This window comes from Paenibacillus kribbensis (genome assembly GCF_001705305.1).
Classification (GTDB): domain Bacteria; phylum Bacillota; class Bacilli; order Paenibacillales; family Paenibacillaceae; genus Paenibacillus; species Paenibacillus kribbensis_B.
This window is the reverse complement of sequence record NZ_MCBP01000011.1, coordinates 128,914-152,983: the sequence shown is the minus strand read 5'-3', so window position 1 is coordinate 152,983 and position 24,070 is coordinate 128,914. Positions and strand designations below refer to the sequence as shown.

General features: G+C 47.3%; 23 protein-coding genes. 6 read left to right on the top strand and 17 right to left on the bottom strand.

Annotated features, from left to right (window positions below; genetic code table 11):
• Nucleotides 1-58: 58 nt before the first annotated feature.
• The gene (locus tag BAZ21_RS19345; RefSeq protein WP_068504193.1) at nucleotides 59-1,003 is read right to left on the bottom strand and encodes a helix-turn-helix transcriptional regulator; all 945 of its coding nucleotides are present in this window, start codon (nucleotides 1,001-1,003) and stop codon (nucleotides 59-61) included.
• Between the two features lie 108 nt (nucleotides 1,004-1,111).
• Here BAZ21_RS19345 and BAZ21_RS19340 point away from each other — a divergent pair, with 108 nt between their 5' ends.
• Nucleotides 1,112-1,651, top strand: coding sequence for a dihydrofolate reductase family protein (locus BAZ21_RS19340; RefSeq protein ID WP_068504192.1), 540 nt, complete (start codon nucleotides 1,112-1,114; stop codon nucleotides 1,649-1,651).
• 372 nt (nucleotides 1,652-2,023) lie between these two features.
• On the opposite strand, the gene csaA is transcribed toward BAZ21_RS19340, so the two are convergent.
• Nucleotides 2,024-2,356 carry a chaperone CsaA gene (gene csaA / locus BAZ21_RS19335; RefSeq protein ID WP_068504190.1) on the bottom strand — a complete coding sequence of 111 codons (333 nt, stop codon included), beginning with the start codon at nucleotides 2,354-2,356 and terminating at the stop codon, nucleotides 2,024-2,026.
• A 57-nt stretch (nucleotides 2,357-2,413) separates the two neighbouring features.
• Nucleotides 2,414-3,331, bottom strand: coding sequence for a DMT family transporter (locus BAZ21_RS19330; RefSeq protein ID WP_068504188.1), 918 nt, complete (start codon nucleotides 3,329-3,331; stop codon nucleotides 2,414-2,416).
• A gap of 161 nt (nucleotides 3,332-3,492) precedes the next feature.
• Between BAZ21_RS19330 and BAZ21_RS19325 the strand changes: the two genes are divergently transcribed.
• Nucleotides 3,493-4,386 (top strand): AraC family transcriptional regulator, encoded by an 894-nt coding sequence (locus BAZ21_RS19325; protein WP_068504186.1) that lies wholly within the window; start codon nucleotides 3,493-3,495, stop codon nucleotides 4,384-4,386.
• A 109-nt stretch (nucleotides 4,387-4,495) separates the two neighbouring features.
• On the opposite strand, the gene BAZ21_RS19320 is transcribed toward BAZ21_RS19325, so the two are convergent.
• The 3 genes from BAZ21_RS19320 to BAZ21_RS19310 form a co-directional block, all read right to left on the bottom strand.
• Nucleotides 4,496-5,794 carry an ABC transporter substrate-binding protein gene (locus BAZ21_RS19320; protein WP_068504341.1) on the bottom strand — a complete coding sequence of 433 codons (1,299 nt, stop codon included), beginning with the start codon at nucleotides 5,792-5,794 and terminating at the stop codon, nucleotides 4,496-4,498.
• A gap of 222 nt (nucleotides 5,795-6,016) precedes the next feature.
• On the bottom strand, nucleotides 6,017-6,853 hold the full coding sequence (locus BAZ21_RS19315) for a carbohydrate ABC transporter permease (protein WP_068504184.1): 837 nt from the start codon (nucleotides 6,851-6,853) through the stop codon (nucleotides 6,017-6,019).
• On the bottom strand, nucleotides 6,854-7,735 hold the full coding sequence (locus BAZ21_RS19310) for a carbohydrate ABC transporter permease (RefSeq protein ID WP_068504182.1): 882 nt from the start codon (nucleotides 7,733-7,735) through the stop codon (nucleotides 6,854-6,856). It lies immediately after the preceding gene.
• Nucleotides 7,736-7,942: 207 nt separating this feature from the next.
• On the opposite strand from BAZ21_RS19310, the gene BAZ21_RS19305 reads away from it, so the two are divergent.
• Nucleotides 7,943-9,757 (top strand): sensor histidine kinase, encoded by a 1,815-nt coding sequence (locus BAZ21_RS19305; protein ID WP_068504180.1) that lies wholly within the window; start codon nucleotides 7,943-7,945, stop codon nucleotides 9,755-9,757.
• Between the two features lie 6 nt (nucleotides 9,758-9,763).
• Nucleotides 9,764-11,389: a response regulator gene (locus BAZ21_RS19300; RefSeq protein WP_068504176.1), complete on the top strand. Its 1,626-nt coding sequence runs from the start codon at nucleotides 9,764-9,766 to the stop codon at nucleotides 11,387-11,389.
• Here BAZ21_RS19300 and BAZ21_RS19295 read toward each other — a convergent pair.
• The 3 genes from BAZ21_RS19295 to BAZ21_RS19285 form a co-directional block, all read right to left on the bottom strand.
• Nucleotides 11,355-11,921, bottom strand: coding sequence for a GNAT family N-acetyltransferase (locus BAZ21_RS19295; protein ID WP_141695003.1), 567 nt, complete (start codon nucleotides 11,919-11,921; stop codon nucleotides 11,355-11,357). The two genes, BAZ21_RS19300 and BAZ21_RS19295, sit on opposite strands and share 35 nt — an antisense overlap.
• Before the next feature lie 109 nt (nucleotides 11,922-12,030).
• Nucleotides 12,031-13,155: an NADH-dependent flavin oxidoreductase gene (locus BAZ21_RS19290; RefSeq protein ID WP_068504172.1), complete on the bottom strand. Its 1,125-nt coding sequence runs from the start codon at nucleotides 13,153-13,155 to the stop codon at nucleotides 12,031-12,033.
• 262 nt (nucleotides 13,156-13,417) lie between these two features.
• The gene (locus BAZ21_RS19285) at nucleotides 13,418-14,368 is read right to left on the bottom strand and encodes a bile acid:sodium symporter family protein (RefSeq protein WP_068504170.1); all 951 of its coding nucleotides are present in this window, start codon (nucleotides 14,366-14,368) and stop codon (nucleotides 13,418-13,420) included.
• 247 nt (nucleotides 14,369-14,615) lie between these two features.
• Here BAZ21_RS19285 and BAZ21_RS19280 point away from each other — a divergent pair, with 247 nt between their 5' ends.
• Nucleotides 14,616-15,371 (top strand): hypothetical protein, encoded by a 756-nt coding sequence (locus tag BAZ21_RS19280; protein WP_068504166.1) that lies wholly within the window; start codon nucleotides 14,616-14,618, stop codon nucleotides 15,369-15,371.
• Nucleotides 15,372-15,475: 104 nt separating this feature from the next.
• On the opposite strand, the gene BAZ21_RS19275 is transcribed toward BAZ21_RS19280, so the two are convergent.
• From BAZ21_RS19275 to BAZ21_RS19250, 7 genes are all read right to left on the bottom strand, one after another.
• Complete coding sequence (locus BAZ21_RS19275; protein WP_068504165.1) at nucleotides 15,476-15,856, bottom strand: RidA family protein; 381 nt, start codon at nucleotides 15,854-15,856, stop codon at nucleotides 15,476-15,478.
• Between the two features lie 115 nt (nucleotides 15,857-15,971).
• Entirely contained in the window at nucleotides 15,972-16,691 is a 720-nt protein-coding gene (locus BAZ21_RS19270) for an NAD(P)H-binding protein (RefSeq protein ID WP_068504162.1), read from the bottom strand.
• 49 nt (nucleotides 16,692-16,740) lie between these two features.
• Nucleotides 16,741-18,186: an ATP-binding protein gene (locus BAZ21_RS19265; protein ID WP_068504160.1), complete on the bottom strand. Its 1,446-nt coding sequence runs from the start codon at nucleotides 18,184-18,186 to the stop codon at nucleotides 16,741-16,743.
• A 173-nt stretch (nucleotides 18,187-18,359) separates the two neighbouring features.
• A complete protein-coding gene (locus BAZ21_RS19260; protein WP_068504159.1) occupies nucleotides 18,360-19,862 on the bottom strand; it encodes an HD-GYP domain-containing protein in 1,503 nt (500 codons plus the stop codon).
• Between the two features lie 724 nt (nucleotides 19,863-20,586).
• Nucleotides 20,587-20,895 carry a hypothetical protein gene (locus BAZ21_RS19255; protein ID WP_068504154.1) on the bottom strand — a complete coding sequence of 103 codons (309 nt, stop codon included), beginning with the start codon at nucleotides 20,893-20,895 and terminating at the stop codon, nucleotides 20,587-20,589.
• 139 nt (nucleotides 20,896-21,034) lie between these two features.
• Complete coding sequence (locus BAZ21_RS29815; RefSeq protein WP_256021920.1) at nucleotides 21,035-21,157, bottom strand: hypothetical protein; 123 nt, start codon at nucleotides 21,155-21,157, stop codon at nucleotides 21,035-21,037.
• Between the two features lie 264 nt (nucleotides 21,158-21,421).
• The gene (locus BAZ21_RS19250) at nucleotides 21,422-21,751 is read right to left on the bottom strand and encodes a hypothetical protein (protein ID WP_068504152.1); all 330 of its coding nucleotides are present in this window, start codon (nucleotides 21,749-21,751) and stop codon (nucleotides 21,422-21,424) included.
• Nucleotides 21,752-21,893: 142 nt separating this feature from the next.
• On the opposite strand from BAZ21_RS19250, the gene BAZ21_RS19245 reads away from it, so the two are divergent.
• Nucleotides 21,894-22,262 (top strand): VOC family protein, encoded by a 369-nt coding sequence (locus tag BAZ21_RS19245; RefSeq protein ID WP_068504150.1) that lies wholly within the window; start codon nucleotides 21,894-21,896, stop codon nucleotides 22,260-22,262.
• Here the strand turns inward: BAZ21_RS19245 and BAZ21_RS19240 are convergent.
• Entirely contained in the window at nucleotides 22,247-23,914 is a 1,668-nt protein-coding gene (locus BAZ21_RS19240; RefSeq protein ID WP_068504148.1) for a CoA-disulfide reductase, read from the bottom strand. The two genes, BAZ21_RS19245 and BAZ21_RS19240, sit on opposite strands and share 16 nt — an antisense overlap.
• Between the last annotated feature and the right edge of the window lie 156 nt (nucleotides 23,915-24,070).

The following is a 24,070-nucleotide window of genomic DNA, read 5'->3' as shown; positions in this document are numbered from 1 at the left end:
ATACGGGAGGCCATCCATTCATAACCTTAAATATTTATGTAATTAACGATTAAGAGACTTATTCTTCATCATCCGCCTTTTCATCCTTCAGATAAGGATTCAGGCTGTCTTGCAGCAGCTGCTTGACCCGCATCCGCAGCTCTTTCGGATATATGACCTCGGCCTCCGGCCCGTATTTTAACAGAAGTTTGGATACATATTTAAACTCTTCGGCTGGAATATGTCCCTGCCATTCCTGACCCCGCCATTCCTCACGAGAAACACTTTGGAAGAGGGGGTCTGATTCCGCCAGTCGAACACCTAATGGTGTGAATTTTATTCTTGACGGAATTCCCGTACGTGAATCCTCCGCAGCCAACCATTCCTTAAGGGTGGGAAGACCGGATAAGGTGTCTTCCAGTATGGTCATTGTAATCACTCTATCTGAGCGGTACAAAATGATCCGGTCTCTGCTTTGCGCAGGCATGTACCAATATCCATGATCAAAATAGAGCCCCACCGGATATACTTCAGTCCATTTGTCCCCGGAAGCGGAGCGGTAAAGCATGCTCACCCGGCGTTTATTCAGCGCAGCCTCCAAAATGAGCGAGGTATAGGGTGATTCTGCGTGAGTGGGCAGCATGCGAAAAGAGATATGATCCTTGAATTGATCAATGCTGTCCCGCACATCCTGTGGGAGCTCGGCATAATAATGCTCGGACAGATGCTCCCGCACCGATCCGAAGGGGATGTCCGGGATATTTTCCAGCAGCTGCAGCATGAGAAAAAGACCAAATGCCTCATCGCGGGCAAGATGAAGGGGAGGGAGAAGTCGATTGGGAAGTGCCCGATAGCCGCCATGAGGTCCGGTTTCGGTATACAGGGGTAGCCCGGTCTGCTGCAAATAGTCAAGATCTCTTTGTATCGTCCTGACGGAGACGCCAAAACGCTCGGCCAGCTCACGTGCCGTGTATTTTTTCCGGGAATCCAGTATTCTCATAAGAGCAATTCTGCGTTCGTTCATAAAGTACTCCTTTGACCGATTAGAAGTTAAATTTAAACGATGACTTAACTACGACAAAGTATGTCGTAAATATATTGTAACATAGGCGATAGAAAGGAGCGATGAACAATGGATGCTATAAAATCCAACGAAGTCGTATTGTATATTGCCGTGAGTCTTGACGGGTATATTGCGCTGCCGGATGGCTCGGTGGACTGGCTGTTTGATGTCAAAGGGGATGGTGGCGACAATGGATATGCCGACTTTTACGACACTGTAGGCACGGTACTGATGGGCAGGCTGACGTATGAGGAGGTATTGAAGCTCTCGGATGATTTCCCCTACGCTGGCAAGCCTTGTTATGTGCTCACCCGGTCATTAACGGAGCATCAGCAAGCACCGCATGTTACGTTTACAGACGAGGTCCTGACTAGGCTGGTTCCACGTCTGCAAGAGCAATCGGAAGGAGCAGTATGGCTGGTAGGTGGCGGCCAGTTAGTTCAAGCCTTCATGCAGGAGGGGCTGCTGGATAAGGCTATCATTGCGATTATTCCCAAAGTGCTCGGACAAGGAATACCGCTATTTCCGGAAGGCACGCTGCCTAGTACGTTTGAACTCAAAGAAATAGAACACCGCGGGGACATCGTTTTACTTCATTATCTTGTATAAGCCGAATTCGAAAAATGAACAAAAAAACGGAGTAGGCGGAATGGTGCTGTACAAGCGAAGCGGTCGCTTTAAAAGCTTTCCGTAGGAAAGCTCGCTTCGGAAGCATCACCTCCCCGGATTTCTACCCTTATAAATGGCTTTATTCAAGAAATCCGGGGGCGGTGGCGATGGGAAGCACCATCCGTCTGCGCAGTGGCACGATAGCTCCCCTTTTATAGCTGCATAATGGGTTTACAAAAAGAGCCCTCGTATTTCAGGACCATATCTCTACCTGAAATACGAGGGCTCCATTGCGTGCTTTATCGTTATTCCGAACGTTGCCAACTTCAGTACTCACCTTATATGCTCGCATCTTATCGGCAATTATATCTATTATCCAATCGGTGTTCCATCAGGCAGCTTAACATCCGGTTGTAAGAGAACCACGTCCCCTTTATCCGGCAGCCCACCAAGTACTAATACCTCTGAATTAAATCCGGCTATACGTCGCGGAGGGAAGTTGACCACCCCAATGACTTGTTTCCCTATTATTTCTTCAGCTACATATCGTTTAGTAATTTGTGCACTAGACGTTTTAATTCCGATCTCTTGTCCAAAATCAATCTCAAGTTTGATAGCTGGTATTTTTGCTTTTGCGAAGAACTCAGCCTTAACAATGGTTCCAGCACGAATATCCAGCTTCAAAAAATCATCAATCGTTGCCATTTAGAATTCTCCTCATATACTATTTTTTTCTAAATCACACACTAGTTAATAACAAATTTAATTCTTAGCTACTGTATTTTTAGCAGCTGTATAGTTCATAGATTTTGTCCAAAAAAATCCTCCCATACCCAAGAGAGTCATAAACCCTCCTATAAATTGAAATATAGAGGTTGTTTCACCCAAAAATAAATAGGCAAGGATTATAGCGAGAACAGGTTCTCCAATAATACCTACAGAAACAGTGGTTGCGCCTAAAGACTTTAATAACTGATTAAAAATATATTGTCCAAAAATAGTTGGGATTACTGCAAGTAAAAAGAAATATGTCCAATCAACAGAGTCATATTCTATCACTGAATAATGATTTAACAAACTATAGACCAACATGACGCTCCCACCAATAAAGAAAACAATAACACTGTACAAATTTGTCTCTATTTTATGGCTGACCTTTTGCCCTGCCAACATATATGCTGAAACTAAGATTGTTCCTAACAAAGATAATCCATCACCTATTAACGCTTCCCTTGAAATCCCTATGTCTCCCCAAGCTATAATTACTGAACCGAAAAGGGCAGCTATCAAACAAAGAATGGTTAATATATTGGATCGTTCATTGAATATGAAGTATGAACCAATCATTACAAACAAAGGTTGTAATGCTAAAATGACCATCGAACTTGCAACAGAGGTATACACTAATGATTCCATCCAACATAAGAAGTGTAACCCGAGAAATAGGCCAGCTAAAAAAATGGTACCCCAATCTTTTTTACCTAATTGCAAGGATCGTACCGTTTTCCAGGGTACGAAAGGAAGCATAATGATTACTGCCATGTACAATCGGTACATTCCAGCCACTGAGGTTGGAGTATCCGAAGATTTGATCATGATGGAAGAGACAGAAACAGACAATATGCTGATAAAAAGTAAAATATACGGATGAAACGCTAACTTCGATTTCTTTATTTTCACCTTAATTATGCCTCCAAGATGTCTTATCCGATCGTCTGTGCACAGGATTGTAATGATAAGCCAAAGATCTTATATAATAATATCACCACTTTTATTTTATTTGTGTAACTATATCTTTAATTTATATAGAAATATCGTCGTCAGAAAGGACTTAGCTAAAAATGGAAAAACAATTGCACGAGACCATTTTATATCCCGATGTTTCATTTCCATACATTATGTACACCCATACTATTCATGAAAGTACTCCTGAAGGTAGAGGATTTAACGATTTACACTGGCACGAAGAACTACAAATTACTTTAGTAACTAAAGGAAAACTAGTTATACAAGTCAATGGGATTAATCATGAATTAGAAACAGGTCAGGCCATTTTAATTAATAAGGGGGTCCTGCATGTTACTACACACCTGACACATAACGGTCAATACGTGAGTTTTAATTTTCCTGAGAAGCTGTTGGCCTTTTATGCGGATAGTGCGATGGAAAAAAATTATGTACTGCCTTTTACAAATTCTCTCTTATTGTCACTAGTAATCAAGGGGGATGTTGAATGGCAAACTAAAGTACTGGAAATGCTTTGGGATATGAAAAAAAGATTTGATACGGAAAAAAACTGGGGATGGGAATATGAGGTTTCTATCAAAACTGTACAATTGTGGTTCACCTTAATTTCTAACATTTCGCTTTCTTCTGAGGAAGCACCTAAATACTTAAAGCTGCAACAAGAAAGACTTCAATTAATGCTCAGCTTCATCCATCAGAACCACCCCAATAATATAACACTGCAAGAGATTGCTGATGCAGCGCATCTAAGTGTTTCGGAATGCACTCGCAGTTTTAAGAGAACCATTCATATGACACCTTACGACTACTTAATTAAGTACCGTATCAAGAAAGGCAGCGAGTTATTAATTTCAACAGATTATACAATAACTGAAATAGCCCACAGAGTTGGTTTCAATCATGTAAATCACTTTATTCAGTCTTTTAAAAAACATCATAATGTAACACCTAAAAATCTCCGGAAATTTAGAAATAAAATCAATGATTAGGAGTTAAGTGCTGGTTCTGTATCGGAAAGCTTAAAATAAATAAAGCCTGTCGATTTAACTTCGACAGGCAACGGAACATGGATTGCATGAGTCCCCGATTTCGTTCCAACTATTTGCTTTTCAAATTATCCCACGTGCTCTGGAAATCCTCCAGTAGCTTCGCGGCATCTGACTTGCCTGCCACATAGGCCTGCATCTGACTTCCGAATTCTTGCTGCGCTCCTTCAGGATAGCGGTTAAAGAACCAGCCCAGCAGCTTGTTTTCCTGACTATATTTCACGACTTCGGCACCCAATTGGCCCATATCGGCCTCGGCTCCTTTTATGCTTTTGAACGCCGGGATGAACTTGAACTCCTTCGTGATATACTGTTTCCCCTGCTCGGATGTCACCATCCAGTTTAAGAATTCCTTGGCCTCGGCTTTAACAGCAGAATTTTTATTAACCACCCAGTTGTTGGCGACACCTACAAACAGCTTATCTCCAGCGGCGGCATCCTCACCAATCGGCATAGGCAGAATACCCAGATTCAGCTTCGGATTAATCCCGTCAATTTGGACCTGCGTCCAGTTCCCCTGTTGCATCATCGCTGCCTTGCCAGTGGCAAAATTCGTTACTTGCGTATTATAATCAGTCGTCAGCGGCTTTGCATTGCCATACTTGAGCGTCAGATCGAACAGCTTAATCCACTCGGCGAATACAGCATTGCCCGGAATTTTCGTGGTTCCATCATTCAATCCCTTAACGAAGGCTGCCGGGTCCGGCTGATTGGCAAATGCCACGTTCAGCAAATGATTTCCCAGCACCCAAAACTCCTGATATCCATTTGAAAAAGGTGTAATCCCTACGGCTTTCAGCTTTTGAGCGGCTCCCTCCAGCTCGGACAGTGTTTTAGGTGTTTCCGTAATCCCCGCCTTTTTGAACAAATCCTTGTTATAAATAAAGCCGTACCCCTCCAGGTTCATCGGCTGACCGTACAGCTTGCCATCTTTGGTCATCGGCTCCTTGGCCACATCGACCACATCAGCGACCCAAGGCTGGTCGGACAGATCTTCCAGATACTCCAGCCACGTATCCAGCTCACGGTAGCCTCCGACGTTAAAAATATCCGGCTGTTCGCCAGAGGCGAACTTCGCCTTTAACGCAGCCCCATAGTCACTGCCCCCGCCCACTGTCTGAATGTCGAGCTTGATCCCCGGGTGAGTCGCTTCATATTCCGCCTTCATGCGATTTAGCGCTTCTGCAATCTCCACCTTGAATTGGAAAATATGAATCGTCTTTTCCTTCACTTCCTCTTTGCCTGCCTTTTGTTCGCTGCCACTACTGTTACAACCTGTCAAAATCAGCGTAAAGGCTGCGAAAAGCAGAATCATTGCCTGGGCTTTCTTTTTAAAAGAACGCGTTTTCATATTCATGTTCCTTTCCTTTTTAAATTCCAAATAAGATGAACTCGAAAAATCCATATGGAAACGGAGCAAACGGAATGGTGCTGAACAAGCGATAGCGCTCGCCTTTGTCTCTAGATTCCCACCTTTATTCGTTTATTCAGGGGAATCTGGAGGCAACAGCGATGGTAAGTACCATCCGTTTGCGGAGTGGCACAACATGAACATTTTCAGTTCATCCCATACTCAGCCTTTGACCGAACCAGCCATAATACCCTGAATAATATACTTTTGCATGGTCAGAAAGAATACGATAACTGGCAGAATGCCCAGTACCAGGGCAGGCAATGCCAAATCCCACTGCTTCGTGTATTGTCCGAAAAAGGCATAGGTAGCAATCGGAATCGTGCGCAGTTCAGCCTTTTGCAGCACCAGAGACGGCAGGAGATAGTCATTCCAGATCCAGAGCGTATTTAAAATAATAACCGTCACCATCATCGGCAGCATCAACGGATACACTATGCGGAAAAACACGCCATAAGGCGTACAACCGTCCACCGTAGCCGCCTCCTCCACCTCGACTGGCACACCTTTAACAAACCCGTGAAAGAGAAAGATGGACATAGGCGCCCCGAAGCCCAGATAACAGATCACCAGCCCACCGATGCTGTTCATTAAATCCAGCGTACTTACGACCTTGACCAAAGGGATCATCACCGATTGAAAAGGAATGACCATCGCAGCCACGAACAGGCTGAATAATACCCGGTTATAACGCGTCGGATGCCGAACCATCCGGTAAGCAGCCATTGAGCTGATCAGCACGAGCAGCAGATTGCTGACTACCGTTACCACAAGTGAATTCCATAAAGCTTCAGGAAAACGTGTAATGCTCCACGCCCTGGCATAGTTGCTCCATACAAAAGTTTGTGGCCAGGCCGCAGAATCGGTGAGCAGGTCACCAAAGCTTTTGACCGAATTCACGAACAAAAAGTAAAACGGAACGAGGAATAACAAAGCGACGAGGATCATGACCAGCTCAGTCGTCCATGTTCCAAAGCGGTAGCGCTTGCTTGTTTCCATTTACGCCTCCACCTCCCGGCTTTTCGTCAGGCGCACCTGAAGGCTCGTAACAAGCGCAACTATAATAAAGAAAATGAGCGCTTTGGCCGTCCCCAATCCATAACGATTATTCACAAACGCTTCATTATAAATATTGAGTGCCACCGACTCCGTAGACCCGAAGGGCCCGCCCTTGGTCAATGACAAGTTAAGATCGAACATTTTAAACGACCATGATATCGCCAGGAAAAGACATACTGTAACGGCAGGCATGATCAATGGCAATATAATCGACCTTAATATTTGCATCCGGCTCGCTCCGTCCATTTCGGCTGCTTCCAGCATCTCCCGAGGCACATTGGTCAGGGAAGAAATATAAATGACCATCAAATACCCGGCAGTTTGCCAGATAAACACGATCACAATGCCCCAGAAGGCCGTAATCTCGTCTCCCAGCCAGGATAGATTAAAGAAAGACCACCCCGTACTTTCCCCTATCGAGGCAAAGCCCTTGACGAAAATAAACTGCCAGATGAAGCCGAGCAGCAGCCCCCCGATCACATTAGGCATGAAAAAAATAGTCCTTAGCACATTTTTCGTTTTTAGCGGCTTGGTTAGAAAATATGCCAGCAGAAAACCCAAAAAATTCGCAGCCACCACTCCGATCACCGTAAAACGGACCGTAAACCAGAACGCTGTCCTAAATTTGTCATCATCCCATAAAATGTGATTGAAATTATCTAGCCCGACCCATTTCGCCTGATTGGCAACCCCATTCCACTCTGTAAAAGAATAGTACATTCCCAGAATGAAAGGGATTACAATAATGATAACGAAAAATAACGTCGACGGCCCTACAAAAATCCATTGCTGGAGCCATTGCGACGACTTGGCGCGTTTCAAACCGATCCCCCCCTTTTGTTGTCTGTTGGTGTCTGGAACGCTCCTACGGCTTCCTCAGCAAGTAGCATGGACGCTTTGACCGTATGACTGGCGGTTCACATCTTCATTATGTCGAATAAGCGCTCTGGAGAACACGCAAGATCGTGAACCATTAGGGGGAAATTATTGACCTCCGGCTTGTCTTGAATCGTGAAAGGAGCCATCTGTATGAAATTTCATAGCATTCGTTCCCGTCTGATCTGGTTTCTGCTCATTGCAGTCACCCTGCCTCTGCTGCTGTCGATGACCATGACCTTCCTTCTCACCAAGCAATCCTTGCGAGAGCAGGCCACACAAGAAAATGAACGGCTTATTTTTCAGGGAATCACGAATTTGGATAACTATTTGCAGGGATTGAATCGGGCATCCATCGGGGTCTATAATGACCCTCACTTTCTGCGCAATCTGGCCAAAATTCCCGATGATTACCGGGCTGTCGCCGAAATTTACACGACGCTGCAAACGATGCTGAATGCTTCGCCAGGCATCGATCAGGTGTATTTGCACTCTTTTCAGGCAGCGCAATCTACCCTGATTACCAGCACGGTCCCTCTGCGGGAATTCCGGCTGGAGGCCTTCCCCGGCTCTGTTCATTACGGTTCCTCCGGATTATTCATACAGCCATCGCATAAAAAGCATTTGTACGGCTTTTCGGCGGTTTCCTATGCAGAACACGACACACAGCGGCAGGTATTTACACTCCATCGGGCGATTCGGAACATTCCCTCCTCAGAGACGCTTGGGGTACTGGCCATAGATGTTCGTCTGGAGCCGCTGCGCAGCATTTGCCGTCAATTGTACAATGCAGATACAGAAGAGCTGTTCTTGGTCGATCGGCACGGAACGATCATATATAGTGGAAATGAAGCAGCAATTGGAACACACTGGAAGGAATCTGGCCTGCTCAATCGAATTTCTAATGAAGGCGGGCACGGAGTAATCGAGGATGATACGGCACTGCACGTGTACGGCAAGCTGGATGCCATCCTGTCAGGCTGGACGCTCGTTAAGAAAATCCCTAATCGAACGCTTTATTTACGAGCCACTCGCCTGACCCAGATCAATGTAGTTATTGCAAGCACAGCGTTGCTGCTAGTCATTGTCGCCACGCTATGGATTTCCATAAAAATTACGGAGCCCATTAAACGACTGACTCGCTACATCAACCAGATCCAGTCCGGTCAGCTCGATGTAGACATTCGGGCCATGAGCAACGATGAGATCGGGGTGCTATCACGCAGCTTCAGACAGATGATGGATACCATCAACAACCTCATCTTGCGGGAATATAAGCTGGAGCTGGCAAATAAGACACATCAATTGAAAGCGCTTCAAGCACAGATTAATCCTCACTTTTTATATAATACGCTACAGTCTATTGGAACACTGGCTCTGCAGCATGAGGTGCCACGAATCTATTCTTTGCTTTCCTCCCTCGCCAAAATGCTGCGCTATAACATGCGGGATCATACAGTCGTTACACTCAAGGAGGAGGCCGAGCATGTGAGGCAATATCTTGATTTGCAAAAAGAACGCTTTGGGGAGCAATTAGAGGTGACTTACCAGTGGGATGATGAGGTGCTGAATGACCGCGTGCCTAAAATGATTCTCCAGCCATTAGTCGAAAACTACTTCAAACACGGTGCTGATCCCCGGCTGGGTCCTGGTAAAATTCACATTACAGGCTGCCGAATTCGCCAAGGAATTGTAAGAATTGCAGTGGAAAATAACGGAGCATCCATTCCGCAGGCCGAGCTGGAGCAGCTTCAGCATATGCTGAAGCGTCCGCTCAAAGCCTACGCGGAGCCGAACACCAGCGAACAGGATTCCATCGGACTCCGCAATGTTCTATGGCGTATTCAGCTTCATTCGGAGGACGGTTCTAATACCCTGTCTGTAGACAATATTTTGCCTCATGGCGTTCGTTATACACTCGAAATTCGTACTGAAGCTCATACCGGAATTCATATTAAGGGAGAGTGATCTGTTATGAAAGTCCTGATTGTGGATGATGAAAAGCATGTGCGCCATGCCATTCGGATGCTCGTACATTGGGAGGCTTGCGGCGTGACCGAGGTGATTGAAGCCGAGTCGGGCGATCAGGCGATTGAGGTTATCACCGCCCTTTCCCCACCTGTTGTACTCACGGATATGCGGATGCCCGGCAAAGATGGAGTAGCCCTGATGGAGTGGATTCAGGTCCATTCCCCCGCGACCAGAGTCGTGGTGGTAAGCGGCTATGACGATTTTGATTTGGTCCGACAGGCCATCCGCCGCGGAGGCATGGACTACATTCTCAAGCCTGTAGACCCGGTAGAGATTAATGAGGCTCTATCCAAAGCCACCAAGGCCTGGCGAACAGCGGAGCAAGATCGGCGCAGGCAGACAATGCAGGCCATCGAAGTAAACCGGATGAGGCCGCACTATGCGGATAAGCTCTTGACTGAGCTGGTGTCCGGTACGACGAATACCGCTCTTTCTATCACGCCCTTGCGCGAGGAATTAGGTCTTCCCGCGGTGATTCAAATGTGCAATGCAGCCGTGATGAGCATTGCTCAACTGGATGCCGATATGCTGGATAAATACAAAACGCGGCGTCCGCTGCTGAGCTTTTCCCTGATTAACATCTGCAATGAGTTTCTCATGGCCTCCCAAACCGGAATTGCATTCCGCCATCTGGAGCGTATGGACGAAATTATTTTGCTGTATTGGGGCGAGCCGTCCCGTTGGCCGCTGCTGCTGCAGGATATCCATGCAGGGATCAGAACAGCATTGCGCTGCCATATGCATATCGGGATTGGCTCTTTCGGTGCCTTTCCCGTGGCGGCTGCTACAGCCTACCATGAGGCTCGGCAAGCATTGTGGAAGCGGGATGTGCTACAAGCCACCGATTGGCTGCACCCTAGCTCTGTTGTACGACAGTCCGTACGTCTCCCCCGGCTGCCCGAGATGGAAGAGGAGCTGCGACTTAGCGCGCTTAGCTGCAATGCCAGTCGAGTAGCTGCAACGGTAGGCCGCTGGATAGCAGCTGTTGCCGAGCTGCCTTCGGTTACGGCGGAGCAGCTCGCCGGCTGGAATCAGGAGCTGGATTGGATGCTGGCCCGTTGGCTGAATGACAGACCCGGAGACACCGAAGGCGAGGAACTGGCCGATGGAGCAGGCTCCATTCCTGCCCTGCCCATCGACAATCGTGGTCTGCTATCCCTGCCCTTATGGAGAAAGCAGATCGAAAACCGAATGCTGGCAGCCGGTCAGGCACTTACACCAAGCCATAGTCCCAATAACCCGACGATCCATAATATTGCCCGCTATCTGGAGGCCCACTACGACGAGGATATTTCTCTACAGGATATGGCTAGCCGTTTTTACCTCAGCCGGGAATATATCTCTCGCAAATTCAAGCAGGAATACGGCGTGAATCTGTCCGACTATCTGTGCCGGATCAGGATGGACAAGGCGAAGCTGCTACTGCTGAATAACAAGCTGCGACTTCATCATATAGCTGGTATGGTCGGGTATCAGGATGAAAAATATTTTGGCAAGGTGTTCAAAAAACTGGAGGGGGTCACGCCTGGTGAATTCAGAAAACACCATGCTGCAAATCCTCAGCCGTAATCGCATACAGCACATGATCTTCCCAGACACCATTAATCTTCAAATAGTGTAGTGCCAGCCCTTCCTGGCGGAATCCGGCCTTTTCCATCACTCGAATAGATGGCGTATTCCTCGGCATGACCCCGGCCTGAATACGATGCAATCCCAGCTCACTCAAGGCATAACGTACAATGTCTTTCACTGTGGAGGTGGCATAGCCTTGTCCGTGATATGCAGGGTCTACAAAGTAGCCCAGATTCGCGTTTTGAAAAGGGCCTCTAGCTATGCCCGACAGCTCCATTCTGCCGATCAGCTTATCATTTTCCGGCAAAAAAAGTCCAAACGTATATCCTTGTCCCGCTTGTGCAGCCTCAAGGCCGACGGAAATCAGACGTGCCTGTTCTTCCAGCGTAAAGTAAACCTCAGCTCGTTCCGGCTCAAACGGCTTGAAAAAATCAAAATTTTCACGTCTGATCTCTAATAATCGTTCTGCATCATGAACTTGTAAAAGCCGAATTTGCAGTCCGGGATGGGTGGACTGTAACATTGTCATTTTCCTTCTTTCTCTGTTTTTTATATGTTTTTTGGTAATTACGGACACAAGACAGGAAAATACCCTGAGTGCATGGAAGCGACCCAGGGTATTTCGATCCATTCAAAATTTAATCCGTAACAGGCAACCAGCCGGGAACCGTCGTCAACGCCCCCCACAGGTAGTCCGGAATGACCAACTCCTGTTGGGCTTGCTTGGACAATGTCGTACGAATGGTATCTTCTGTGCCGTTTTGCACTTTCTGAACCCATTGCGGCTCCATCAGAAGTGGACGTCCTAGCGAAACAAGCGGCACACCTGTCTCCAGCGCTGCAAGCGCCTCGTTCGGTGTATTCAGCGATCCAACTCCCATAATCGGTACGCGATTTCCAACTTTCTCATGAATGAGAACGGTACGTGACCGTTCGTCGCTGCGGTCGCGGAACGAACCACCGAAGAAATGGTTTACGGAAATGTGCAGGTAATCCAGGCCTTGATCCGCCAAACGGTCTACGAGCACCATCGTATCGTCCAGCGTGATGCCAGGCGTGTGTCCTTCCTCGGGAGACAAACGATACCCAAAGATGAACGATTGCTTGGCATGGGCAGCGATCACTTTTTTCACTTCGTGGACAATCGCCAGCGGGAAAGCCATACGTTTTTCAAGACTGCCTCCCCATTCATCAGTACGGCGGTTGGAGTGCGGGGAGAAGAACTGCTGTACCAGGTAGCCGTTCGCACCGTGAAGCTCCACACCGTCATAACCCGCTTCAATCGCGCGGCGAGTCGCTTCGCCATAGGCGCGAATGACACGGTGAATATCGTCGGATGTCATTTCACGCGGCACAGGTGCTCCTTCTTTTTCCTCGGCTACTGCGCTTGCACTGATCGGTTGTCCGTCCGGAATTTGATCCGGTGGACACAGGCGACCGCCATGGTAAATTTGCAGAATCGCTTTCGCACCCTCCTGATGAATCGTGTCAGCCAGACGACGCAGGCTCGGAATCATTTCGTCCTTGTCCGCACCAAACTCATTCACGAAGCCCTTGCCGTCTGGAGTTACATACACGCAAGCCGTAATGACTGCGCCCACCCCACCGGAACGTTCACGGTAGTACGCCAGTTCCTCGTCACTGACCTCGCCATTTTCATGGGAAGCAAAGTTAGTCATAGGAGCCATCGTGATACGGTTTTTCAGCGTAACGCCAGATGGCAGGGTAAAAGCATCAAATAAAGGATTATATTTCGGGTTCATTCGTTCTCTCTCCTTCAGTTTAGGTCAAATCAGATAGGCTGTAAGCCATAAAACGAGTATGAATATGAATTCGATACTACTTTACTTCAATGATAAAGCCTGTGTACTGTCGCTTACTTTAATACAGTGGTTATAACAACCACAGTATAATGATCCGCCCCTATAAAGTCAAATCCAACCTTTCTAACCTTCCTTAACTGTCCGGAAAACCTGAACCTTAGCCACTGTCACAAGCCAACGACAGTAGATTATGACAAGTAGCTTAATTGCTGCCACCTGTGCTCTTCTTCTCTTCCTGGCGGGAAAACCAGGTGGCGAGCAACGAGCCGGAAATATTGTGCCACACACTGAAAATCGCGCTCGGTACAGCAGCAATCGGATTAAAATGTGCGGCTGCCAGCGCAGCGCCCAATCCGGAATTTTGCATCCCCGTTTCCAATGTAACGGCTTTACGTTTGGAAAGATTCATGCCGAACAGCTTGGCAAACCAATACCCGAGCAGGAACCCGATGCCATTATGCAAAATGACTACAGCAAAAATAATCGGACCGGTCTCCAAAATCTTGCCCTTGCTGCCTGCTACTACAATGGCCACGATCAGTACAATCGCCAGCGTCGATACAAGCGGCAGTGCCTTGACACTCGCATCCGCCTGTTTGCGGAATAGCGATTTGACGATAACGCCCAGCACAATCGGTACGATAACCACAATGAGAATATCCATAATCAGCGACTTTGCATCAATATTCATCCAGCGCCCGGCAAGCAGACTAATCATGGCCGGGGTCGCCAGCGGAGCAATCAGCGTCGACACTGAAGCAATCGACACGCCGAGCGCCACGTCACCCTTAGATAAAAGAGTCATTACGTTGGACGCGGTTCCACTTGGACAACAACCTACCAGAATAACACCCACCGCAATATCCGGCGGCAGCTGCAATACCAGCGCCAATACAAACGCCAGAAACGGCATAATCAGATAATGCCCGACCACACCAATAGCTACATCCACCGGACGCCGGAATACTTCACGGAAATCTGCCGAGGATAAGGTCAGTCCCATGCCGAACATGACGATACCAAGAAATAGCTGTATGTATCCTTTCAACCCTATAAACGCCGCAGGAAAGAAAAATCCCAGACATGCAAATAAAAGTACCCAAATCGAAAAGGTTCCTCCTACAAATTTCCCTACTTTTTCTAAACCATTCATTCTACTTATCTCCTTACTCCTATATTAGCTGAATTTGAGGAATCCTCAATCCAGCATATAGTGGTTAAAATTTTTATCATTGTACTACATATGACTGCATATACATACAACTTTTTATGAATTTATTTGGATTATGCGGCTTTCTCCTGTTCGGACATATTGGATAGCAAAATGGGTATATTCATAATAAAAGCTTGTGACCAGCCGGTCATTTTGGTTCATCACTCATTTAGGAGGAGATATCTCTATGTCACGAAGCCATCCGTATACATGGTGGAATATCCTTGCATTCATCGCTGTGATCGTCGTTAATATCTTGGCTTCTACGCTTCCCATCGGCGGCAGGAGCACTGCTGCTGTATCCAATATGTATCCTACCTTGGTAACGCCGGCAGGCTATGCCTTTTCCATCTGGTCGCTTATCTACCCGCTGCTCGCCTGCTTTGTCGTGTATCAAGCCACATCTACAGGGCAAGCCAAGACAAGTATTCAATCCATCGGTATTTTCTTTATTCTAAGCTGTCTCTTCAACATCATCTGGATTTTCCTGTGGCAGTATGTATATGTAGAACTGTGCGTCATCGTCATGTTTTTGTACCTGCTGTCCCTGAGCATCATATACTTACGTACCCGCACGCCACAGCCAACTCGCGGGGAAATGTGGTTCGTCAAGCTGCCATTCAGCCTGAATTTCGGTTGGGTATCCGTTGCTACCATCATCGGCATCATGGTTGCCCTGAAAAAAAATGAATGGAGCGGCTGGGGACTCCATGAAACTACACGGGCAATCATCATCCTGCTCATCAGTGCCGCGTTAGCCATCATGGTCAGCTTCCCTTATCGTGACAGCATTTATCCACTCGTATTCGTATGGGCCTACGTCGCCATCGCCATCGGGCATCCAGACCATGAGAAGATACGGCTGGCTGCATTGATCTTGGCGGCCATTATTCTGGTGTATGCGCTATGGCTATTCTTGGCCCGCAACCGTGATCGGGATTAGGGAATTAAGGAATTAAGATCATCCACTAACAAGTGCAAACGGGTGCCCCTATTGCAGAGGCACCCGTTTGGCGTTCCATTTTTATTCTAACGAGTCTATTGGACTTATTCGCCCTTCCATGCAATGACTTCAATCTCCACCAGCGCATCCTTAGGCAGACGGGCTACCTCTACCGCACTGCGGGCCGGATACGGCTGCTCAAAGAAAGAGCTGTACACTTCATTGACGCTGACAAAATCGTTCATATCCTTCAGGAATACATTCGCTTTTACCACCTGGTTCATGCTGCTGCCTGCCGCTTCCAGAATGGCTTGTACGTTGCTCAGGGACAAGCGTGCCTGCTCCTGTACGTCTTTACCAAACTCACCTGTCGCCGGATTCAGTCCAAGCTGTCCTGAGGTGTAAATAAACCCGCCCGCCTCTACCGCTTGACTATAAGGGCCGATAGCACCGGGTGCTTTTTCAGTTGCAATTGTTTTCTTCATATCTGTTGGAGTCTCCTTCCTGATACTGGTTTACCGTATTATAGCACGGGAAGCTTGATGCCACTATTCCGCACTCATGCCTGCACTTATGGATTACCGTATCCCGAACGCGGTCTTATACATGGTCACCCGTACCCGTTCCTGTGCCAGCATCATCCTCATCAGACGTCAGTTCCGCACCGATGACTCGAATGATATCATTCGGATAAATATGTACGCCGCTTGCCTGCGCGAGGGCAATTCGTACCATGGCTCGTGCGATGACCGAAGCCGGGATGGCACGGTAAGGTGCGAACCTGCCCGTCATCATGCCATCCAGTGCCTTCATGACAACTGTTGCAACGGCTTCGCCAAGACGTCGTTCTGGCCTCGAACCCAAAATGAGCGACGGACGGAACAAATGAAGCGCTGGCAATCCAATAGCAGCAAGCGCCTCTTCCGCCTCTCCTTTGGTACGGTTGTAAAACACTCGTGAATTCGGATCGGCTCCCATCGCAGAAATAGCGAGCATCTGCATTGCACCAGCTTCTTTGCCCAAGCGGGCAGCCTGAACCGGATAGTCCAGATCCACCCTGCGGAACTGCTCCTTGGAGCCAGCCCTTTTCATCGTCGTGCCAAGACAGCAAAAAACATCATCAGCCCCTTCGAAGGCGAACGCCGCCTTCTGCGGCTGCTCCCAGTCGATAGATGCCTGCTCAAGCTTGGGATGCTTGATTTCCAGCGGACGTCTGCCCATAACCATGACGCGGTTATATTCCTTTTGTACCAGCAGCTCCCGTACAACATATCCCCCGACAAGCCCCGTTGCCCCTACAACGACCGCTTTACGTTCCATGATAGACCTCCTTTGTCCACCCTAACGCTCCTGCTCCTGCCATGATGCATCAGGTTAATTTAAACGGCTGTTCGTCTGCCTGCTTGCTTTCGGACGGACACATAGGCAGGTATAGGGAAAAGTTGCTTCCCTTGCCTTCTTCACTCTCCAGACGAATAAAACCGCCCAGCAAGCGCGAAAAATCGCGGCTAATGGACAGCCCCAACCCGGTTCCTCCATATTTGCGATTAATGGAACCGTTCGCTTGCTGAAATGCTTCAAAAATAATATGCTGCTGAAGCTCTGAAATACCGATACCCGTATCTTTCACCGCAATGACAACCCAATCCCCCTCCTGTCCCTTTCGATCCAGATGCTGTGTGCTGATTTCCAGCAATACACGTCCTTCATGAGTGAACTTAAAGGCGTTGGACAATAGATTACGTAAAATTTGCTGTACACGTTTGGGATCAGACCGAATTTCATCCGGTATATTTTCATGTACCTTCAGGCTAAATTCAAGATCTTTTTCCTTGGCAGTGACTTCAAAATGCATCATCATCACCTGCGCAATCTCGCGTACATTGACCGGTTCATTTACAATTTCCATGCGCCCAGCCTCGACCTTGGACAGATCCAGAATGTCATTGATCAATTGAAGCAAATCATGCCCTGAGGCATAGATCAGCTCGCTATACAAGGATAGCTCGTCCTCATCCAGTTCCTTCCCCTGCTCGTTGATAATCTGCGCCAGATTAATAATGCTGTTAAGAGGTGTACGTAGCTCATGCGACATCGTTGCCATAAAATCCGATTTATATTGAGAGGCCATCATGAGCTGCTTGGCACGTTCCTCCAAAACAACCTTCGCCTTCTGCAACTCATTGCGTTGCTTCGATAGTAGCTGATTTGCCTTTTTAATCTGATAATTACGCAGTTGTTCCATCTGAAAATCACGTAAAATCAGAGCAAACAAAAAGCTGAGGACCACGCCGATAGGCAGTGTAAGAGGAACAACTTCCGCTACATAATAGCGCCAGGGAATGACGCCGAGGAAGGCAATATTTATCGTATTAACGATATTAACCGCTAAAATGGTCACCGACGCCTTAATAATCAGACGCCAGGTGGACCGACGCATCCAGTAGTTCAATCCAGCGCACAGCACGCCCAGAATACTCATGTTCAGGAAGCCAACCCACGCCGCCATATTCAGACCGAAGGTAAATCTCGTAAGCCCGATCGCTACCCCAATTATAATAAGCGTATAGGAACGCGGATATACCAACGCCGCAATAATCAACGGAACGAAGCGCAGATCAAAGATCACCGTCTCACTAAAATTAAAACCAAAGCAAGAGCTGATCCATCCGCCAAATACCACCAGCAGTACTGAGCTGATATATTTGAACCGCGAAGAGGTACGACTCAAGCCATACTTATAAATCACGTTTGCCACATAGGCAACAGCTATCAGCATCCCCAAATTGATTACAAACATTATTGAAAATTGCATGGACTCACACTCCCATAGCACAAGAAATTGGATGCCACGCCTACGCTAACCGCCTTTGCCTTTCTTGTAATCATAACATGAAGCCTCATCTTTCGACATGTCCCAAAGACACTCCATGGGTGCATAAAAAAAGCGAACCGCAGCGGCTCGCCCTCGTGGAGATATCTCTGATTTTAGCTTATAACACCTTTATTCCGGCACCATTCCTGAACAAATAATTCGGCAAAGTAAGGGTCCCACTGAGTCCCTTTTCCCTCCTCCAATATCATAACCGCCTTCTCCTCCTTCATACCTTTACGGTATGGGCGATCCGACGTCATCGCATCAAATGCATCTGCTACGGCAATTATCCGTCCAAAAAGCGGGATATCTTCACCGGAGAGCTGGTCAGGGTATCCCTTGCCGTCAAAACGCTCGTGGTGCGAACGCACGCCAGGCAAATAAGGAGCCATGGCATAAGCCGGTTCAACTTGACGGAGAATGCTTTCTCCCATGACGGGGTGCATTTTAATCTGGTCAAATTCCTCGTCCGTCAGCTTGCCATCCTTGAGCAATACAGCATCAGGCACGCCGATTTTACCGATATCATGCAGTAAGGCTGTTTTACGCAACAAGTCGAGATCCGCTTCGTTCAAGCCACCCTTTCGCCCAATGAGTACAGAATATTCAGCCACACGCAAAGAATGTCCCGCGGTATAGGCATCTCGCGCATCCAGTGCTGCCGCCAGGGTAGCAAAATAACTTTCCAATAGCTGACCGTTCTTTTCTTCCCGCTCCCTGAGGCCCTCGATCATCATGTTAAAGCCTTCGACCAGCTCCGCAAATTCGTCGGAATACAAGTCGCTGGCATTACTGTTCAACCGGCCTTCCCTTACTTCGTTCATTTTCTCCAGCAGATGATGGATCGGCTGCTCAATCTCGCGGGTCAGCAACCTTCCTCCCAAATAGGCAAAAGCCACACCAAAAATTAAAATCGTTCCCGCCCATAGCCAGTAGGAGCTGGAATGCGTCGCATCCGATCGCTCCAACCGAATCTGCGCAGCCAGACAAAATAAAAACAGCGGAAAAGCACCGATCAACGTCGCGCTCAGCTGAAACTTATGCCGCAGTGATAGCAGCACACGTCCGCGCAGTGACAGATTCAGTCCATATTGCTGATGGGTCTGTTCCTGCAGCTCCTCCAGCAACGGCCGAATCGCTCTCATCGTCAGGAAAAATTCAACCAGTGCATGCATGGAAGCAACCAGACAAGCCCCTATACAAGCAATTCCTACGTAATAAAGTGGAAAGGTAAGCTGTCCGGTATGTATCATCCATAGGGCTAGACCTGCTGCCGGTATGGAAAACCCCAACAAATGCGGCCCAATAATACGTAAAACCGACAAATTAGGCAGATGGTGAATCCGTACATACACCGCTTCTGCATCCTTGAATGTTGCTGATTTGCCGTAAAAAAAACGACGAACCGGTCTCAAATGCATCCGGAACGCCATGACTTCACAGCCAATCATAATGACACTGGAAATTACAATGATTTTCGCAAGCCCAAGAAATTCATACTGGGCTATATTTAACGTGGAAAATACAAAAATCGCACCTACCAATAATACAGTGGTAAACGAACCTATAACATAGTTCAGGATAACATGATGAATAAAGCGCTTATAGATCGGCAAATTGCTACCCCTCTTTTCATCCGTACGCTCATATAATATCTTGTTTATTCAATATCGGAGTCCAATTGTCAAAAGTTAACCTTCTTTGCCAACAAAACAACCTCATATCCGATGATACGCGGTTGTCGTGATTACAAATAAAACCCCTTGTGTTTTAGAATCATTCTTGCTATACTGTTAGAGTATGTATTAACCCCATAGGATTCCGCGCAACAGGCTACACTCCTAATCACCACATGGAGCTTCTCCAAATTTTATGTATAACCCTAATGTAGAATTTTGAGCTTTTGCCAAAAGATTTTCACATTCACACTGGCGCGGTCATCGGAGCCGCAAGGACGAAAGAGAGGTAGGGCTTTTGTCGTTTGGAAAATGAACAGTGGAATCAGACTGCCCCTTATGAACATGCTGACCATATTATGCAAGGCAGCAGGGGTTGAATATATATTATGCCGTCAAACGATAAAGTTTGAACAGGCCATGCAGTATACGTAGACTGCACCCAATCCTCCGGATGATCCCCGGGGGATTTTTTATATTGATGAGCCTGTGTTTGAACAAAAAAGTGGCCCTGCCGATACATCGGCAGGGCCTATAGCTTGATCAAAAAGGGGTTAATAAGGTCATTATAGTCTCTCTTTCTTAAAATTAAATGATATGCACCTTAAAAACTCATTAATTTTCCAGTGTGAAATATCTGAGAATTTTGTTAACACTTCACCTTCTAATAATTAGTCCAATATTCTGTATTATTCGGCGGTATCGTTGGTGTAGTGGAACGCCCTGTCTCCATTGGAGTACGCCTATGGACCGAAGGCCGCTCCCATCCTTCCAGTAAAATTACATGTTGGGTACCTGTGTTATTTTCCCATGTAATATAGCGCTCTTGTTCCATATGTCGCAAGGCGGCTGTAATTTCAGTGTCTCGCTTGCCCGTTTTGACGGTTAATTCCGTCATCGTCGGCATATGGCGATGCTGGGCAAAATAATTATACAAAATACGCAACAGCTTTCGTTCCAAATCAGGCAGCATCATCTTTCCTCCCTTTCCAGGTTCCCGGCCAGCCAGTGACCGGGATGGTTATCACAAAGAACATACGTTCCCATTATAGCATATAAAAATGCACCCTCCTACTGGAAGATGCATTTGGGCTTGTATGCCCATGCCAAATTCAGTTTTTTTCCTTCTCCTCACGGCCGACAGAGCGCAGCCACCAGACGATTCCCCCAACGCTTCCCAGTGCCAGAACCGTCAGGGAAATAATATAAAACAAATGAAATGCACGATCACTCATAGCAATCGCCTCCTTACTTTATGTATACACTTTCCAGCCAAGAGTGTAAACCTCTTTTTGGCCTTCCACTCTATTTTTACCAAATTCGCGACATTAAATATCTGCCTGAGCTATTTTGTTGCATCATCGTCGTGTTGATCGTTGTTTTGCTTATGAGAAGACGCAGTAAAGCTGGCCTTAGACATCCGCTGGTTAAAAGCAATACAAAAAAGGCTTTCGGCATATCACCGAAAGCCTTTATTCATCTGAGGTTCTCAGGCTGGATTACGCCTTATTCCTCTTGCTGTATCTAATAAAAGCAATCACAAGCGCTACGGCAAACAATATTCCGCTGACTACCCATGTTGTCAGAAATGCCATACCCAAACCGACATTCGCCCCCATCGTCGGGTGCTTCATTGTATTCAACATCGAGCCCTGCATCATAAATATGGTACAAAATAAAACAACGGGCGCCAAAATAATTGTGCTTGCTGTCTTTCGGCTACCTGATACTGTGATCACGCACAGCGCAGAGATCACCAAGATCACCCAATATATAACTGCTTCCCAAATCATTGAAGTGCCCACCTGTTCGACCTCTTTTCTATCCATTCATAAATGTCTCTTCTATTGTAACAGACGTCACACAGTGAACCAAGCCATTTTTGATAAGAGAAGGGGTAATTCCCACGGACAACGTAAATACTGTATAGTAGTAGAAGTCCTACATCAAAGACTTGAAAGGAACGATCATATGAGAAGTGCAAGCCCTTATATCATTGTAAACGACGTACAGCAGACGGTTGATTATTATCAATCTGTTTTTGGTGGAGAAATCAAAGTGCTGAACAAGCATGAAGGCAAACTTTTACACGCAGAGCTTCACTTGGGCAACAGTCTTATCCATTTTTCCGATTCCTACGGTAAACCGCTGAAAGCACAGCATGTACAAATCATTCTCGACTGTGAGAGTGAGGAGGAGCTTAAGAACGCTTACCACGCATTGGCCGAAAAAGGGACGATCACCGTGGAACTGCAAGATACCTTCTTCGGTGCGCTGCACGGCCAAGTAACGGATCACCTGAATCAGATTGAATGGGTAATGAACTATTTCAAGAGATGAGCACGCTCAGCAGCCATGACTGAATACGTCTTGTAGCCACCATCAACATTTCTCACCGAATAACCATGTTGAGTCAAAATCCTGGCCGCCAGATAGCCGCGCAAGCCGACCTGACAAGATACCGCGATCTCCCGATCACGAGGGATTTCCGACATCCGATCTCTAAGCTCAGCCAAGGGAATATGAATAGAACCTGGAATGGCTCCAGCCTGTAGCTCCACCTTATCCCTGACATCTATAATGACACCGCCATTACGGTGAAAATCGTCAACTTCATGCCACTGTAGCGTTTGGACCAGCCCATCCATGATATTGGAAGCGACGTATCCAGCCATATTCACAGGATCTTTTGCCGAAGAATAAGGAGGCGCATAAGCAAGCTCAAGGTCAGCCAGATCACGGACATTCAGATTGCCACGAATAGCTGTCGCAAGGACATCGATCCTTTTGTCTGCTCCATCGGCTCCAACAGTCTGGGCTCCGTATATCACGCCAGTCTCTGGATTAAAAAGCAGCTTGATCGCAATGGGCGATGCTCCGGGATAATAACCTGCATGCGAACCGGGATGAATATGAATCGCTTCATAGGGAACGCCCAGCCGCGACAATGTTTTTTCGTTATTTCCTGTAGAGGCTGCGGTCAATGCAAAGACCTTAATGACGGATGTACCAAGTGCGCCATCATAGGAAATCGCCTGACCGTTAATGTGATCTGCCGCCAAACGCCCCTGCCGATTGGCTCCCCAAGCCAGCGGTACCATGGTTGCAAACCCATGATTGCGGTCTTTGACCTGTATAGCGTCCCCTACCGCATAAATGGCCGGGTCGCTGGTTTGCAGTTGGGCATTTACCTGAATGGCCCCGCGAAAACCAAGCTCCAATCCGCTTTGCTTGGCCAGCTCATTTTCAGGAACCACACCAATCGCCAGAATAACCATGTCTGTCTGAAGCATATCGCCAGAGGTCAAACGTAGCCGTGTACCCTGGCCTTCAATAGCCACAACTCCTTCCTCCAAACGTATCTCCACCCCGTTCAGCTTCATATGCTGCTCTACCAGCTTGGCCATTTCAGGATCTAGCGGATTAAGGACTTGCTGTCCCATGTCAACAAGGGTCACCGCAAGGCCGCGCTCCCGCAAATTGTCGGCCATCTCCAGCCCGATAAATCCGGCACCGATCACTGTGGCATGTTTTGGCTGGCTTTCATCTACATATGTCTTAATGACGTCCGTGTCATGAATGTTTCTTAATGTAAACACATTCGCAGCTTCATGTAATCCGGGAATGTCCGGTATCATCGGCTTGGCTCCCGGCGACAATACCACAATGTCATACGGCTGCTCCCCCGTCTCTCCTGTCGTCATGTCGCGGAAACGGACGAGCTTATGCTCGCGGTCGATTTGTACCACTTCGTTCAGTACCCGCACGTCTATATTAAAGCGTTCTCGAATCCCTTGGGGTGTCTGGACAAACAGCTTCTCACGCGCCTGAATCGTCCCGCCAATATAGTAAGGAAGACCGCAGTTCGCAAAAGAAACATGCTCTCCGCGCTCGAACAAAATAATCTCGTCTTCCTCATTCCATCTGCGCAATCTCGCCGCAGCAGAAGCTCCACCTGCTACCCCGCCAATAACAACTATTTTTCTGCCCATTCCTTCGCCTCCTTATATACCCTACAGGGTATAATATATACCTATAGGGGTATGCTGTCAACGCAAAAAAAGGTGGAGGATATCCCCCACCTGATCAACCACTGAATCCTGCACGAATGCCACATCACAATCGTCTATCCAGCCCATAACGATCAC

What these genes read in the sequence shown, in the direction of transcription:
- BAZ21_RS19345 (WP_068504193.1), bottom strand. Translation starts at nt 1,003, where the DNA reads ATGAACGAACGCAGAATTGCTCTTATGAGAATACTGGATTCCCGGAAA.
- BAZ21_RS19340 (WP_068504192.1), top strand. Translation starts at nt 1,112, where the DNA reads ATGGATGCTATAAAATCCAACGAAGTCGTATTGTATATTGCCGTGAGT.
- csaA (WP_068504190.1), bottom strand. Translation starts at nt 2,356, where the DNA reads ATGGCAACGATTGATGATTTTTTGAAGCTGGATATTCGTGCTGGAACC.
- BAZ21_RS19325 (WP_068504186.1), top strand. Translation starts at nt 3,493, where the DNA reads ATGGAAAAACAATTGCACGAGACCATTTTATATCCCGATGTTTCATTT.
- BAZ21_RS19320 (WP_068504341.1), bottom strand. Translation starts at nt 5,794, where the DNA reads ATGAAAACGCGTTCTTTTAAAAAGAAAGCCCAGGCAATGATTCTGCTT.
- BAZ21_RS19315 (WP_068504184.1), bottom strand. Translation starts at nt 6,853, where the DNA reads ATGGAAACAAGCAAGCGCTACCGCTTTGGAACATGGACGACTGAGCTG.
- BAZ21_RS19305 (WP_068504180.1), top strand. Translation starts at nt 7,943, where the DNA reads ATGAAATTTCATAGCATTCGTTCCCGTCTGATCTGGTTTCTGCTCATT.
- BAZ21_RS19300 (WP_068504176.1), top strand. Translation starts at nt 9,764, where the DNA reads ATGAAAGTCCTGATTGTGGATGATGAAAAGCATGTGCGCCATGCCATT.
- BAZ21_RS19295 (WP_141695003.1), bottom strand. Translation starts at nt 11,921, where the DNA reads ATGACAATGTTACAGTCCACCCATCCCGGACTGCAAATTCGGCTTTTA.
- BAZ21_RS19290 (WP_068504172.1), bottom strand. Translation starts at nt 13,155, where the DNA reads ATGAACCCGAAATATAATCCTTTATTTGATGCTTTTACCCTGCCATCT.
- BAZ21_RS19285 (WP_068504170.1), bottom strand. Translation starts at nt 14,368, where the DNA reads ATGAATGGTTTAGAAAAAGTAGGGAAATTTGTAGGAGGAACCTTTTCG.
- BAZ21_RS19280 (WP_068504166.1), top strand. Translation starts at nt 14,616, where the DNA reads ATGTCACGAAGCCATCCGTATACATGGTGGAATATCCTTGCATTCATC.
- BAZ21_RS19275 (WP_068504165.1), bottom strand. Translation starts at nt 15,856, where the DNA reads ATGAAGAAAACAATTGCAACTGAAAAAGCACCCGGTGCTATCGGCCCT.
- BAZ21_RS19270 (WP_068504162.1), bottom strand. Translation starts at nt 16,691, where the DNA reads ATGGAACGTAAAGCGGTCGTTGTAGGGGCAACGGGGCTTGTCGGGGGA.
- BAZ21_RS19265 (WP_068504160.1), bottom strand. Translation starts at nt 18,186, where the DNA reads ATGCAATTTTCAATAATGTTTGTAATCAATTTGGGGATGCTGATAGCT.
- BAZ21_RS19255 (WP_068504154.1), bottom strand. Translation starts at nt 20,895, where the DNA reads ATGCTGCCTGATTTGGAACGAAAGCTGTTGCGTATTTTGTATAATTAT.
- BAZ21_RS29815 (WP_256021920.1), bottom strand. Translation starts at nt 21,157, where the DNA reads ATGAGTGATCGTGCATTTCATTTGTTTTATATTATTTCCCTGACGGTT.
- BAZ21_RS19250 (WP_068504152.1), bottom strand. Translation starts at nt 21,751, where the DNA reads ATGGATAGAAAAGAGGTCGAACAGGTGGGCACTTCAATGATTTGGGAA.
- BAZ21_RS19245 (WP_068504150.1), top strand. Translation starts at nt 21,894, where the DNA reads ATGAGAAGTGCAAGCCCTTATATCATTGTAAACGACGTACAGCAGACG.
- BAZ21_RS19240 (WP_068504148.1), bottom strand. Translation starts at nt 23,914, where the DNA reads ATGGGCAGAAAAATAGTTGTTATTGGCGGGGTAGCAGGTGGAGCTTCT.